Below are 14,678 nucleotides of genomic sequence, written 5' to 3'. Positions count from 1 at the left end.
ACTTTATCTGTCGGCGCTTATGACTCTTTGCTTCGCCTTGCCGGATATGGTAACGCTACCTAAAGAGAGTGCAACAGTACTACCTGCCTAAAACAAAACCATATCGTGTGTTGAAGAGAGGAAATATGGTCAGGTCACTCAGTCGTCGCAAACTCTTGTCTGCCGGGGTTGCGGGCGCGACACTGGCCGCACCTGGCATGCCTTTGTTGGCGAACCCGGCCCGAGGCCGCGCAGCAGATCTCTTGCTGCCGATGGCCGACGGTCTGCTCCAGATTGCCGCGCTCAGCGACCGGGCTTTTCGCATCCGTTTTGTGCCGGGACAGGCCGCTCCCGCCATGCCCGTCAGCGACATTCTGGCGCCCCTCCATGACAGGTCAAGCCCGGCTCGGCGTAAAGATAGCAATGGCGCCATCCGGCTGGAACTGCCCCACATCCGCTGCGAGGTGAGGCCGGACAGCGCCGCGCTCCGTTTTTTTGATCGCAACGGGGCGCTGCTGCTGGCCGAAAGGCCCGGTGGACGCAGGCTTGCCCCCGCCATGCTGGGCACAGAACGGGTTTTTTCGGTCGAACAGGCTTTCGAATCCCCTGCCGATGAACATCTCTACGGCACCGGCTGTTTTCAGGACGGCCATCTTAACCTGCGTGGCCTGCCGCGCCGGTTGACGCAGGTGAACACCCAGATCAGCCTGCCCTTCCTTCTCTCCAGCAAGGGCTACGGCCTGCTCTGGCACCAGCAGGGGATGAGTGAGATCAACCCGCCTGACCGCCCCATCGCGCTGGTGCGGCAACAGCAGGATGGCGCCGCCCAGTTGGCCGATGTCACCACCACCCAAGGCAATGCCCGCGTCGCGCGTCGAGAGGCGGTTTTTGAGGGTCGTTTTGTCACCGACCATGAGGGGCCCCATGCCTTCCTGCTCGACATCGGCCAGAAGATGGCCTCGCGCCACCATGTCGAAATCGACGGCAGGGTTCTTACCGATCACACCAATCTCTGGCTGCCGCCCACGGCGGGTTTCATCGCCCATCTGGGCGCCGGCGAGCACAGGGTGAGAGTGATCGCCGATGACAAGGACACCCCCTCGCTGGCTTTTGCGCCGATGGATGAGAGCACACGGTGGCGCTCTCCCGTAGCCGAGACGATCGATTATGTGGTGATCGCGGGCCCCTCGGCGGCCGAGGTCATGGCCGGTTATCGCGCGCTGATCGGGATAACACCCATGATGCCGCTCTGGGCGCTGGGCTATATCCATTGCCGCGAAAGGTTCCATTCCTCCGACGAGATCATAGAGACCGCGCGCGAGTTCCGCCGCCGCCGCCTGCCTGTCGACATGATGGTCCAGGATTGGCAATATTGGGGTCAATATGGCTGGAACGCGATGCGTTTCGATGAAAGCCGTTATCCCGATCCGGCGGGCCTTTGCCGGACCCTCCACGACATGGATATGCGCTTCATGCTTTCGGTCTGGGCGAAAGTGTCGCGCGACACGGATCTGGGCCGACAGTTCGCGCAAAGGGATTTCTATATCCGCGACACCGACTGGGTCGATTTCTTCAACCCTCAGGCCGCCTCGTTTTATGCCTATAACCAGAACCGGCGCCTGGCCTCGCTGGGCATCGACGCATGGTGGCAGGATGCCACAGAGCCGGAGAATGACGATCTGGTCGGCCGCCATACCGCCGCCGGGCCGGGCGAGAAGGTCCGCCTGTCCTATCCCCTTCAGGTTTCGCGCGCGGTCTATGAAGGCCAGCGCCGCGCCGCGCCCGACAAGCGGGTGATGATCCTGACCCGATCGGCCTTTCCGGGCCAGCAGCGCTATGCCGCCGCCACATGGTCGGGCGATATCGGCCATGACTGGGAAACGCTAAAACGCCAGATACCCGCCGGGCTCAACATGGCGGCGGCGGGCTATCCTTATTGGACGGTGGATGCCGGGGGCTTCTTCCGCCCCGGCAAGGAGCAATACACCGACCCTGCCTATCACGAACGTTTCCTGCGCTGGTTTCAGTATGCCACCTTCCTGCCCCTGCAACGGGTGCATGGTTATATGACCGACACCGAATTCTGGCGCTATGGCGATCAGGTGGAGAACGTGGCGCGGCGCTATCTTGAACTGCGCTATCGCATGCTGCCCTATATCTATGCGCTGGCGGCGCAGGCCCATCAGGTCGGAATGCCGGTCCTACGCCCGCTGGTCTTCGATTTCCCCCACGATCCCCAAGCTCTTGGGCAAAGCCACAGCTATATGTTCGGCCCCGCGCTGCATGTGGCGCCGGTGCTGGCTCCGGACGCCGCGTCATGGCCGGTCTATCTGCCCGCCTCGACCGGGGGCTGGTACGATTTCTGGACTGGCTCTCGCCGGGCCGGGGGGCAGGTCCATCAGGTGGACTGCCCGATTGAGCGGATCCCGCTTCATGTCCGCGCGGGCAGCATCCTTCCGCTGGGGCCAATAGTGGAATCGAGCGCGCACGCGTTGGGCAAGGATCTCGACATCGTGGTCTTTCCCGGCCGCGACGGCGCAATGATGCTCTACGAGGACGATGCCCTCAGCTATGCCTATGAGCATGGTGAGAGCGCAAGTACGACTTTGATCTGGCAGGATGCGAAACGCGTTCTGAAAATCGGCCCGCGCGTGGGCCGATTTTCAGGCATGGCAAATCAACGGCGCTTGCGGATCAGGCTGGCCGGGGATGGTACCTGCGCAATGGAAGCGCCGATGTTTCATGACATCCTCTACACAGGGCAAGCCATAGATGTAGAACTCGGCCGAGGTCATTGACGAAGCCATCCGGTTCGTCGCGCTACGGCAACTATGATCGAAAGTCGTTTTTCAGTTCGCGAAGTTCGCGAAATCGGTCCACCTGTCTTTCGACACACTGCTCAGCCAACGGTAATCTCAGAAAGGGGTTCGTGCGCTTCTCAAGGCCGATGGTGCTCGGCACCGTAGAGCTTACCCGATGCATCACTATGGCCTGCGCCCGTGCCGTGACCTCCCTTTCTGTCTCGTCCCCCAGGCTCAAGGCAAAACTTGCATTGCTGAACCCATACTCATGGCCGCTGTAAACTCTGGTCTCATCGGAAAGCTCCGCAAGCCTGCGCAGGCCGCCCCATGCCGTCTGCGGTGTTCCCTCGAACAGGCGTCCGCATCCCATGGTGAACAGGGCATCGCCCGTAAACACGGCCTCCATTCCTGGAACGTGGTAGCTCAGACAGCCCAGCGTGTGCCCAGCCGTGTCGATGGCATGGATCACCAGCCCTCCCAGAAAAATCACCGTTCCCCCACGAATGCCTATGTCGATCCCCGGTATGCGCCTGCGCTCGGCGGCCGGCGCGATGATGCGTGCCCCGGTCGCCTCCTTAAGCGCAACGTTTCCCCCGACATGGTCATCATGCCAATGCGTGTTGAGGATATAGGTAAGCCTCCATCCCCTTTCTTCCAGCACCTCCAGCGCCTTTGCCGGATCGGGTGTGTCGATCGCTACGGTCCGGAACGACGCGCTGTCGGCCAGCAGGTAACCGTAGTTATCCGCAAGGCAGGGGAACTGGACAATCTCCCCCGCGTCAACGCGCATGCCCTGATGGAGTATCGTCATGCCGTCTCCTTCAAACGCTCACAGCAGCCCGTCCGGCTTCCTGTCCCATAATACAGGGCCATTACCCGCAGGCAGGATGCGAAATTGGGAAGGTCCGCCCCGGACTGGCGCACTTCGTCATGCAGGATGGTCACGAGGCGCCCCAGACTCTTGCCCTCTGCCTCCGCCATGGTTTCCAGAATATCCCAGAAGCCCTTTTCCAGCCGAACAGAGGTGGAATGACCGTGGATGCGCAATTTGCGCGTGGCAGGACTGTAGCTGTCTGACGATGTGTGGCGATACAATCGACACATGGTTTTTTCTCCCTGAACCACGCGCCTGCAGGGTAATCCCGATCTTGTCCGGCGCTGGATCGGGGGATTGCTATCAAGCTTCGTGCCAATTCCGCTGCGCACGGATCGCACAGCAAATTCGCAGCGCCCGCCCGCCCTGCGGCCCACGGGCCGACGCTGCGTGAGACACATGTGTGTCAACTTGTATCGGTTTGTTCCGAAGCGTCAAAAGACATACAGCGTGCGGACCAGCACCCCAACATTCTGACTGAAGCCGCCGCGAACGTCGAACTGATGATTGACTTCGCCCATCAACTGGACCCGGGGCGTGATGAATTTGGAGGCCACCAGCCGCGCTTCATCGAAATGCGTGCGATTGCCGTTATCAACACCGTCCAGCCGCTGTTTGCCGCCGCGCATGCCCTGATACCCCGCTGACAGGGTAAAGCCATGGGCGAACTTGCGGTTGAGGAAGGCCTGAAACTGCATCGTTTCCGACTGGGAAAGCCGCTGACCTCCGCTCAGCCCGGCTTCGGTGTTGGCGCTGTAGAAGATCAGATCGGCGGTAAGATCGACAGACCATTTTTTGCCGATGCCTTGCGACAGGGCAATCTGGGGATCGAGCGCGACACGGTGATTGCCCAGATTGACCACGCGCGTCTTGTCATAGGCTCCGGTGGGCAGCGTGGCGTAGAGCGTCACGCCAAAGTAGGTTTGCTTTTGAACATCGTTGATCGGCCAGACCGCTGCTGCCAGAATGGTGTCGCCCAGGCCCGAACTCGAATTCAGCCTCTGCCCCCCTAGCCGCGCGTTATTCAGCGAGCCGAAGGGCTGGAGTACCTCGACCAGAGCCAGTGTCTTGCCGATGTTGAAATAATGCGCCAGCCGCGCGATGCCCAGTTCCAGATCAAGATTGGTGCCATCCTTCAAGCTCGGCCCTGCGGCCGGGACGAACTGGTCATGATTGGCATAGAGCGCATAGCCCAGAAACACCGTAGTCCCTGGCGGCGCGGCCACGAATTCCTGCGGTTCAAGTTCGGTTGCCCGCGCTTGCCCACAGAAAAATCCTGCCATCACCAACATGGCCGTCACGGCGATAGGACGAACAATCCACTTCATAACATCCTCCCATTTTCTTTGCAGGAATGGAGAGAATGTCGCTATTTTTATCCAAGTCTAAAAAATAATCGAATATTCTACAAAGCATTCGATAAAAGTTGCCATAATGAAACACGATTACTCATCATAATACTTCATTTTTCAATTGTGGGTTTTTTGCAGTAAAGATTTACCGCATTACCCACCCGCAACCATAAAGGCATGGCCTATCTCAATAGGGCTGATTCGCCGCATGCCATACTGCCCCATCTTTCGATAAAGGGTGCTTCGCGATACACCCAGCGTGACTGCTGCCGCCGACAGATTGCCTCTGGCCATCCGGATGGCATGATCTATGGCCTGCTGCTCTCCACTTTCCGGGACAGCCTCACGAACCGGCACCTGAGCCAAATCGCTTGTGTGGAATATTCCGTGCTGCTCAATCTCACGGGGGAGCACATCGACATCGGCGATGTCGTCCTGCGCGAAAAGGACGCTGCGTTCGACGACATTGCGCAATTCGCGCACATTGCCCGGCCAACTGTAGTTTTCCATCCGCGCCAGCGCCGCCGCCGTAAACCGGACCGGCTGACGACCATGACGGTCGGCGATGCGGGGATTGAAATAGTCGATCAATCGGGAAATATCGCCCGCCCGCGCGCGCAGTGGGGGCACCTCCACCGCCGTGACGCTCAGGCGATGAAAGAGATCGAGCCGAAAGCGCCCGGCGGCCACCTCGGCGCGCAAATCGCGGTTGGTCATGGCCACGATGCGGGCGTTGACCCGGCGCGGCTTGCTGTCGCCTACACGATAGACCACGCCCTCTTCCAGAACGCGCAGCAAATAGGGCTGCAATTCCAGACTCAGCTCTCCGATCTCGTCGAGGCAGAGGGTGCCGCCATTGGCTTCCTCAAACCGACCGACACGGCCATCGCTGCTGGCGCCCGTAAAAGCACCCCGAACATAGCCAAAGAGTTCGCTGGCAATCAGCTCCTTCGATACAGCACCGCAGTTGAAGGCCACGAAGGGGCCCTGCGCCACCTTGCTTTCGCCATGGATCGCTCGGGCGAACAGTTCCTTGCCTACGCCCGATTCCCCTTCGACCAGCACCGGCACATGCAACGGAGCGATCCTTCGCGCCATGGCGATGGAATGCCGGATGCAGTCGCTTTCTCCCACGATGCAGTCGAACTGGGAACGTACCGGCTCCGACACGTCATGCACGGGGCTCACCGGAAGCGGACGGCGTTGCGAACGGGCTGGAATGACCAGCAGATGCCCGCCCAGTTCACCGTCAGCCATCAAGGGGCGCAACCAGTCACGCGGCAGGCCCGGAACCACATGCCTGAGCGGCTTGCCGTAATCGTCGAGGATCTGCATGCCGCGCCTGAGATCGGGAAGGTCCGTGCCGAATTTCTCGCTCAAGACCTTTTGCGCCAGCCTGCTGGTGTAAACGATGCGGCCAAAGGCATCGATCGCAATCAGATCATCGCCAGCGTGACGCTGGCTATGCTCAAGGCCCATCTCCATCAACCTGAGATGCTGCACCTCGACCTGCCGTGTCAGCCTTTGCTCGATCTGGCTGGCGGTCATGACAGCCAGCGCCAGAATCCGGGCACTCGATTGCCCGCGCTTCGCCGAAATGTCGAGAATGCCCACGATATCGCCGTTCAGCGGATCGCGGATGGGCGCACCGGCACAGCTCCAGCCTTTGATGCCCTCGCAATAATGCTCGCCGGCATGCACCATGACGGGGCCACCGATAGCCAGAGCGGTACCGATGCCATTGGTACCCGCGTCAGTCTCAGTCCAACGTCCGCCCTGCATCAGAGCGATATCCATGCCGGCATGAACAGTGTGGGCATCCCCCGCCGCTTCCAGCACGACTCCGTTGGGGTCCGTGATCAGCATCAGCGAGTTGGTGCCCGCCAGCACATCGGCCGCCTGGACCAGGGTAGGAGCGGCAGCCTGCAGGAGCTGACGGTTCCGCTGGCGCAGATGCGGGACCTGATCGGTGGCCAAATGCGGCGCATATTCAACACCAAGGTTGACCTGAGAGGTGCGGCAACGCTGCCAGCTTTCAATCACCACGTCGCGCACCAGCTTCGGCCCGCAACCAGAACCGGACACAAAATCCTCCCATGCCCTGGCGACGACATGATCACGCTCTTCCAGCACCGCCAATGAGGTTTTTCCTGAGTGCACCACTCCACTCGCAGCCATTAGCATCCTCCTGCGCGATCGGTGGACGCCGAGCTTTCCGGGTTCATTCCCAAGCCAACAGGTTCGGGATCGATCCGAGCAGCTTGTTTCGGGTCAGGGTGACCCGAAGCGGCATCGACCGATGTGCTTCTCCTCATCCGTGTGGATGTCGAACCCCAGGTCCGCTCCACCTCTGCCATGCATCTTAGTCGTGCATTTCAGGCGTTGGTAGTATTATCGTACCGCTTGCCTTGTAGCTCGCTCCACCAGATAAGCTAATGAACAGTAAGGTATATTTGCGTGATCGCTGAGACCGATTTCGCATGTCCTGCTGGTCGAATAGCCTTGCGTGCAGCCTGACGGAACCGACTCGGGCAAATCGCGCAGCGCATGATCGTTTAGCTCAGGAAGTGTGAAGCCCTTGTCGCCGGCAAAACCGCAACATCCTATGCCCTGCGGCATCACCACCCGCGTTGCGCAGGCGCGCGCCACCGCCGCCAGCTTGGGCTCCAACCCCATGCGGCGGCTGCTGCATGTGATATGCAGCATGACCGTCTCGTCCAGTTGGTTGACAGTCAGACGGGGCAGGATCGCGTCGTGCAGGAACTCTGCAATATCGACGATGGCCACGCCGCGCCCCCTCGCCTGCGCACGCCGCCGCAGACGGAAGGTACAGGGGCTGGTGTCCATCAGCACGCGCGGCGCCCCGCTTGCCTCGACAGCATCGAGCACGGCGTCGGCCATGCGGTCGGCAGTCGCGGCCAGCCCCTTGCTTTCCCATGCCATGCCGCAACACAGGCCGCTTTCGCAGGGGCTGACGGCAAGGTTGATGTCCGCGCGCCGAGCCAGCATCGCGAGGATGTCGCTGAGCGGCGTATCCGCTGGATCGGCCGCCGCCGGCCCCATGGTGCGCGCCGCGCAGCTTGAGAGATAGAGCCAATCGGCAGGCCCGTTTGCGATCGGGCGCGCAAGAGGCATAGGCCGGGGCAGATATTCGGGCGCGACAGGCGCAAGTCCACCTGTCGCCCGCCGCAGCCCGCGGCTGAGCGCAGAAAGATTGCCCCGCCCGATCACCCGTCCTGCCCCCTGCCCCAAACCCAGCATCGCCCGTGTGGCGGCCAGGGTTGCCGGGAGATGGTCGGCCAGCACATCGCCGATCTTTTGCGCCAGGCCCCCGCGCCGCTTGCCGCGCTCCTGCTTCATCAGAAGGCCCGTCTCGATGCCCACCGGGCAGGCATTGGCGCAAAGGCCACAGGCCGCACAACTGTCGACGCCAGCAAAGGCATAGGATTGTTTCAGCGCATCGCCGTCTTCCCGCGCCTCCTCGCGGCGGGCGATCTCCCGCGCGGCGACGATCCGCTGGCGCGGCGAGAGCGTGAAGCCGTGCGAGGGGCAATACGGCTCGCAAAAGCCGCATTCCATGCAAGTGTCCACCAATGGATCGACCGGCGGCAAGGGCTTGAGATGGCGCAAATGGGCCTGCGGATCGTCGTTGAGGATCACGCCCGGATTGAGCAGTCCCATCGGATCAAGCAGCGCCTTGATATCGCGCATCAGCCGATAGGCTTGCCCGCCCCATTCGACCTCGACGAAAGGCGCCATGTTGCGTCCGGTCCCATGCTCGGCCTTGAGCGATCCGTCAAAGCGGGTCACGACGAGCCGGACAACATCATCCATAAAACGCCGATAACGATCCACTTCGGCCGTATCGTCGAAGTTCTGGGTGAAAACGAAGTGCAGATTGCCCTCAAGCGCATGGCCGAAGATGATCGCCTCATCATAGCCATGCTGCGCGAAAAGCTGCTGAAGAGCGACCGTGGCATGGGACAGGTGCTCGATGGGAAAGGCCACGTCCTCGATGATGACGCTCGTGCCCGGTCGGCGCATGGCTCCCACTGCCGGAAACATGCCCTTGCGCACCTTCCAATAGGCCTCGGTGATCGCCGGATCGCGCTCGAATTGGGCAGGGTTCAGCATGATCTGGCCGGCCAGGCGGCGCGTGACCTGTTCGATCCGCGACACAAGATCGGCCTCGTCACTGCCCCGGATCTCGACCAGCAGCGCCGCCGCCGTCGGCCCCAGATCCGCGATATCATGTGGGATACCGGGCTTGCCCTCCACCGAGCGCAAGGAGGCCCGGTCCATCAGCTCAGCAGCGGCGACAGGCTCATCGCGCAGGGCCATCACAGCGCGCGCCGCCGCCTCCACATCCGCAAACAGCAGCAATGCGCTGGCCTTGTCGCTGTGTTCGGGAACCGTGCGCAGGACCACTTCCGCGATGAAGCCGAGCGTTCCTTCCGATCCGATCATCAGATGCTGGAGAATGTCGAAGGGATCCGTGAAATCGACCAAGGCATTGAGGGCATAGCCGGTGGTGTTCTTGATGGCAAACTTGCGCGTGATGAGTTCACGCAGCGGAGCATCCGCACGCACCGCTTGCCCCATGGCAGCAAGCCTCTCCAGCAGGGCGCCATGGGTCTTGCGAAAGCGTGCTCTGCTGACAAGACTGGCCGTATCGACCGTTCCGCCATCGGCCAGAATGATGCGCATCGATTCCAGCGTCTGATAGCTGTTCTGCGCCGTGCCGCAGCACATGCCGCTCGAATTGTTGGCAACGATGCCACCGATCTTGGCGCTGGCGATCGAGGCGGGATCGGGACCGATCTTGCGCCCGTGAAACGCCAGCGCCCGATTGGCCGCAGCGCCGATCACCCCCGGCTGCAATGTAACCGTCGCGCCATCGGCGCCGACGCGCACCTTGCGCCAGCCATCGCCCAGAACCACCAGAAGGCTGTCGCTGATCGCCTGACCCGATAGGCTGGTGCCCGCCGCCCGAAAGGTGACCGGCGCCTCGTGACGGCAGGCGACATCCAGCACATGGCGGACCTCGGCTTCGGATTCGACAAAGACCACAAGGTCGGGAATCATGCGATAGAAGCTGGCATCCGTACCATAGGCCAGGCGTCGCAGTTCATCCTCGATCAGCCGCTTGCCCGGAATGACCGCCCCGAGATCGCGCCTGATCGCCCTTGTCCTCGCATCCTTCATCATTGTCCCAACCCGGTTCACCAACCCCATCCCTTCGCAAAGGATGCCCGTCTGATGAACGGACACCCCTGCCTGATCTGCTGCCGACCGGCGAGCGCTCGCACTGCCGGTCGGGTCACGCCTCATGCCCGGCCGTAGACTTCCGCCCCGCCGCCACGGGCAGGACCGGCCGTCGGATCGAAGTCCTCCGGCAGGTCGACGACCAGCGAATGTGTCGTCAGAATCAGCTTGGCCACCGAAACGGCATTGGCCAAGGCAGCCAGAGTTACCCGCACCGGATCGATGACCCCGGCGGCAAAAGTGTCGCCAAAGACGCCGGACCTGGCATCAAAGCCAATACCGCTTTCGGCATCGACCACCTGTGCCACGACCTGATCGGAATCGCGCCCCGCATTGCGCGCGATGATCGCCAGCGGCTGGCGCACGGCCTCCTGAACCAACGCGATACCGGCGCGCACGCCGCCCTCATGCTCATCCACCAGCGACTGGAGCAGGCGCGAGAGCTGGGCCAGCGCCGTGCCGCCGCCCGGAACCACACCTTCATCCCGCGCGGCACGCGTGGCGTTGAGCCCGTCATCGAGAAGCTGGGCCGTCCGCTTTTGCTCGACCGGTGTCGCGCCACCGGCAAGCAACACAGCCGTACCGCGTGTCAGCTTGGCAAGACGCTCGGCGTATTTGTCGCGCTCGATGTTCTGCGGCGCCTCATCCCACAGTTGCTTCACCAGACGCCTGCGACCGGCGATGGCGTCCTCGTCGCCCTGCGCACCGCGAATGACCGTGGCCGAGGCCGTGATGTGAACATGGGCCGCCGAGCCCAGATCCCCAACCGTGGCATCCTCGATCCTGCCGCCCAGATCCCGCGCGATCACACGGGCCCCGGTCATGATGCCCAGGTCTTCCATCATCGCCTTGCGCCAATGGCCGAATTCGGGCGGATTGATGGCCACGACCGTCCCGTGCCCCTGCGCACGCGCCTGCATGATCGCGGCGATGGCTTCGGGCGAAATCTCGTCGGCCACCAGCAGCAGCGGGCGACCGCTGGCGCGCAGCGCCGCCAGCAAACGCAGCACGGGCTCAGCCGAAAGCACCTTGTTATCGGTCAGCAGGATGGCCGCATCCCCCAGATCGGCCGCCAGGCTCGACGCGTCCGTAGCCATGTGATGCGAAACGAAACCCCGGTCGAGGACGACCCCCTCATCGACATCCAGCCGAGTCGGCGTGCCGGGCAGACCGTATTCGACATTGATCACACCTTCAGGCCCGACCCGCTCGACCGCTTCCGCGATCAGCGCCCCCAGCGCCTCCTGCGTCGAGGCGACATTGGCGACCATCCGCAATTCGCCCTGCCGGACCGGGCGGGCCAGATCCACCAGTTCGCGCGCCAACGCCTGATGCGCCCGGTCGATGCCCGCGATCACATCGGCGGCCTTGTGGCCGTCCTCAACCAGCGGAACCCCGCCCTGCACCAGCGCATTGGCCAGCGCCGTCGCGGTCGTGGTGCCATCACCTGCGACCTCATTGGTCTGCATTGAAACTTCGCGCACCACCTGCGCGCCCAGATTTTCGAAACGGCAGGGCAGTTCGATTTCCGCCGCGATGCTCACGCCATCGCGTGACACCAGCGGCGTCCCGATCGGCCGGTCGATGATCGCATTGGTGCCCTTTGGCCCCAGCGTGCCCACCACAGCCCGCGACAGCTTGTCCACCCCCCGCGCCAGCGCAGCCCTCGCCTCTCCATCATACAGCATGATCTTGGCCATCAGTCATCTCCTCGTCATCTCCCGCTTGCGCACGGGCTGATTGTTCTTGTCCGGTTGTAAAGGCAGATGCTCCGGCAAGCCCATGCCTGCCGGAGCCGGCGCGGTGTCACTCGTATTCCAGCGCCTCATCCATATCGCCGAAGAGGACCACGGTGTTCTCATCGATCATCACCATCCGCCCATAATGGGTCGAGGTGGAGATCTCGAAGATATGCGGGGTCATCTCGCGGCCCAGAGCGTCGCTGATCTCCTCCATGTTGAAGACGATCTTGCCCTCGCCATCCATGCGGATCATAGCAGGCAGATAGGTGATCTTGATGCCTGGCTTGTCCTGCATCACCTCGGCGATACAGCGCGCCTCGACGCTGTCGTTCATGGTGACGCCGCACTGGTGGGAGATGGTGCGCTCCTGCTTGATCTGGTCAAGCGGGGTGAAGAGTTGCTGTTCGCTTGTAAGGGCCATAGGTCAGTTCCTTTCCATGTCGCGCCACTTATTCGGCGGGTTCGGTTTCCAGACCGGGCATCGGCACCTGCGTGGCAAAAACGCCGATTTCCCGGACGATGGCCTGAAGCCGGTTGATCGCCGAGGCATAGGCTTCGGCAAACTGCGCGCTCTTGACGCGTGGCTGCGACCAGATGGGTTGCAGGTCCATCGCGGCCTGGGTGGCAATGGGCTGGTACTTGTCGAACCAGTCATGCAGCACCCGGCGGTTGGCCTCCCCATGCTCGGCATCGGCCACCAGCATGGCGAAGAGTTCGACCGTATTGGCCAGATTGCGTTCGTAATCGGCCTCCGCGGCGGACACGACCGAAGGGGTCGAATAGTCGTTCTGGGGCGCGGCGGCCTGCATCAGGAAGCCGGAGCGGAACAGCTCACCGATTAGGGGCTCGAACAGAACATTGACGATGAAATACTGTTCAAGGAAGTCATTGGCGCCGCGCGCGCATTCGACCAATTCGCGCGTCTTCTGCCAGATCGGGCTTTCCAGCCAGGCCCGCTTGCCCGCATCGACATCGAAGCCGTCGATGTCGAGGGCAATCTCGCCCAGATAGAGCGTGAGATCCTGCGCCAGCCGCAGCTTGTAGGAGGAATTGGTCAGGATCGCATTGTTGACCATCTGGGTATAGCCATAGCGCTGTGCCCGCATCAGCGAGGTGCCCGCACCATATTCGGCATGTTTGAAGGCCCCCAGATGCTCTTGCAGCACCTTAACCCATGCCGCATCGAAGCGTTTGGGCGCACCGGCGCGGCGGGCATTGTCGATGACGTTCTTGATCATCCCGCAGATGGTCGACTGGCGCTGGTAATGCGTGCGTTCCCATTCCTGGTCGGGCGCGCGATAGCGATGCCAGTCGCTGCTCTTGAGCGCGGTCCAGTCCTTGGAATAGGTGGGCACGCCGTCGCCGAAGCTGATGATCCAGTCCTGAAGCAGATAGCGTTCCGGGTCAGGCTGGACGTCGACGGTCACGTCTTCATAGTGGGTGGCGCGACGACCCTTGGGTTCATAATAATTGTAGGACCGGCTGTCCGATCCGGGAAAAATCTTGGCCCCAGCGGCGGCCGATTTTTGTTCATTTTCCAGTACTGGCGCGTTCATGTCTTTATCCTCTCCAGTTATTCACTCGTTGCCGGGGTGAATTTGTCGAAATACATGCGTGCGGAATCAATGCCGGCGATCTGCATCACCGGTGTCGCGCTATCGATCATGACCGGGGGGCCGCAGCCGTAGGCGTCGGCATTCTCGATATCGTCCATGGTCATGATATGGCGGCGCAACACATCGTGGATGAAGCCGACCTCGCCGGTCCAGCCATCTCCCTCCTCCGCATGGGAGAGCGCTGGGATGAACTTGAAATCGGGCATGCTGGCCTCGAACTCGGCAAAAACGTCGAGTTCGAACAGGTCCTTCACCGTGCGGGCGCCGTAGTAGAAGCGCACCGGGCGGGTTTCGCCGCTGGCCGCCTGGTCCTTCAGGATCGAGAGCAAAGGCGCCATGCCCGACCCGCCGCCGACAAGGATCATCGGCCCATCGCGGTTTTCGCGCCGCGAGCAGGAACCATAGGGCCCCTTGACGGTGATCCGCGCACCGATCTGCGCGGCGCCGATGGCCGTCGAAAACGCGCCGCCCGGATACTTCTTGATGATGAATTCAAGACGGCTTGGATCGCTGGGCGGGTTGCCCATCGAATAAGAGCGCGTGATCCCGGCCTCGACCAGTGTCAGATCGGCAAACTGGCCCGCCCAGAATTTCATGGGCTCGTCGAGTTCGACCGCGATCCGGACTATGTCGTGAGTCAGCGGCTCGACCTTGGCAAGGCGACCGTTGAACTCCTTCACCGCGATCGAACGGGACAGTTCCTCCTCGTCGAAATTGAGCAGTTCGACTTCGATATCGCTGTAGACCAGCGTCCGACACAGCAGGATCTGACCGTTCTCGCGCTCAGGGTCCGACAGGGCAAATGTCGAATATTTCAGCATCTCGACATCCCCTTCGTTAAGGATGCACTTGCAGGCCGAGCATTGCCCTTCCTTGCAGCCGTGAGGCAGCGCCACGCCCTGGCGGAAAGCGGCATCAAGCACCGTTTCGCCTTCCTCCACCTGCATTTCCACGCCAACCGGCTCCAGGCGCACCGTGTGCACGGCGGCTGCCGGTTTCTTCATCTCTTGTCCCATGGGACTCCTCCCCTGATGTTTTTTCGGGACCGC

At 61.9% G+C, this 14,678-nt stretch carries 10 protein-coding genes; 1 reads left to right on the top strand and 9 read right to left on the bottom strand.

Annotated features, from left to right (window positions below):
- Nucleotides 1–251: 251 nt before the first annotated feature.
- Nucleotides 252–2,777 carry a TIM-barrel domain-containing protein gene (locus BGP00_RS04215; RefSeq protein ID WP_292922236.1) on the top strand — a complete coding sequence of 842 codons (2,526 nt, stop codon included), beginning with the start codon at nt 252–254 and terminating at the stop codon, nt 2,775–2,777.
- Nucleotides 2,778–2,808: 31 nt separating this feature from the next.
- Here BGP00_RS04215 and gloB read toward each other — a convergent pair whose 3' ends face one another.
- From gloB to BGP00_RS04170, 9 genes are all read right to left on the bottom strand, one after another.
- Nucleotides 2,809–3,591 carry a hydroxyacylglutathione hydrolase gene (gloB, locus tag BGP00_RS04210; RefSeq protein ID WP_292922154.1) on the bottom strand — a complete coding sequence of 261 codons (783 nt, stop codon included), beginning with the start codon at nt 3,589–3,591 and terminating at the stop codon, nt 2,809–2,811.
- Complete coding sequence (locus BGP00_RS04205) at nt 3,588–3,884, bottom strand: ribbon-helix-helix domain-containing protein (RefSeq protein ID WP_292922152.1); 297 nt, start codon at nt 3,882–3,884, stop codon at nt 3,588–3,590. Before BGP00_RS04205 ends, gloB begins: the two co-directional genes overlap by 4 nt.
- A 204-nt stretch (nt 3,885–4,088) precedes the next feature.
- Nucleotides 4,089–4,982: a transporter gene (locus tag BGP00_RS04200; protein WP_292922150.1), complete on the bottom strand. Its 894-nt coding sequence runs from the start codon at nt 4,980–4,982 to the stop codon at nt 4,089–4,091.
- A 177-nt stretch (nt 4,983–5,159) separates the two neighbouring features.
- Nucleotides 5,160–7,139, bottom strand: coding sequence for a sigma-54-dependent Fis family transcriptional regulator (locus BGP00_RS04195; protein ID WP_292925716.1), 1,980 nt, complete (start codon nt 7,137–7,139; stop codon nt 5,160–5,162).
- Between the two features lie 258 nt (nt 7,140–7,397).
- The gene (locus tag BGP00_RS04190; protein WP_292922147.1) at nt 7,398–10,214 is read right to left on the bottom strand and encodes an FAD-binding and (Fe-S)-binding domain-containing protein; all 2,817 of its coding nucleotides are present in this window, start codon (nt 10,212–10,214) and stop codon (nt 7,398–7,400) included.
- A gap of 119 nt (nt 10,215–10,333) precedes the next feature.
- Nucleotides 10,334–11,971: a chaperonin GroEL gene (gene groEL, locus BGP00_RS04185; RefSeq protein WP_292922145.1), complete on the bottom strand. Its 1,638-nt coding sequence runs from the start codon at nt 11,969–11,971 to the stop codon at nt 10,334–10,336.
- A gap of 106 nt (nt 11,972–12,077) precedes the next feature.
- Nucleotides 12,078–12,434: an MmoB/DmpM family protein gene (locus BGP00_RS04180; RefSeq protein ID WP_168601237.1), complete on the bottom strand. Its 357-nt coding sequence runs from the start codon at nt 12,432–12,434 to the stop codon at nt 12,078–12,080.
- Between the two features lie 28 nt (nt 12,435–12,462).
- Entirely contained in the window at nt 12,463–13,569 is a 1,107-nt protein-coding gene (locus tag BGP00_RS04175; protein WP_292922143.1) for an aromatic/alkene monooxygenase hydroxylase subunit beta, read from the bottom strand.
- A 17-nt stretch (nt 13,570–13,586) separates the two neighbouring features.
- The gene (locus tag BGP00_RS04170) at nt 13,587–14,633 is read right to left on the bottom strand and encodes an NADH:ubiquinone reductase (Na(+)-transporting) subunit F (protein WP_172249143.1); all 1,047 of its coding nucleotides are present in this window, start codon (nt 14,631–14,633) and stop codon (nt 13,587–13,589) included.
- Between the last annotated feature and the right edge of the window lie 45 nt (nt 14,634–14,678).

It is taken from the genome of Novosphingobium sp. 63-713 (assembly GCF_001898925.1).
Classification (GTDB): Bacteria; Pseudomonadota; Alphaproteobacteria; order Sphingomonadales; family Sphingomonadaceae; genus Novosphingobium.
This window is presented reverse-complemented; position numbering and strand designations above follow the sequence as displayed.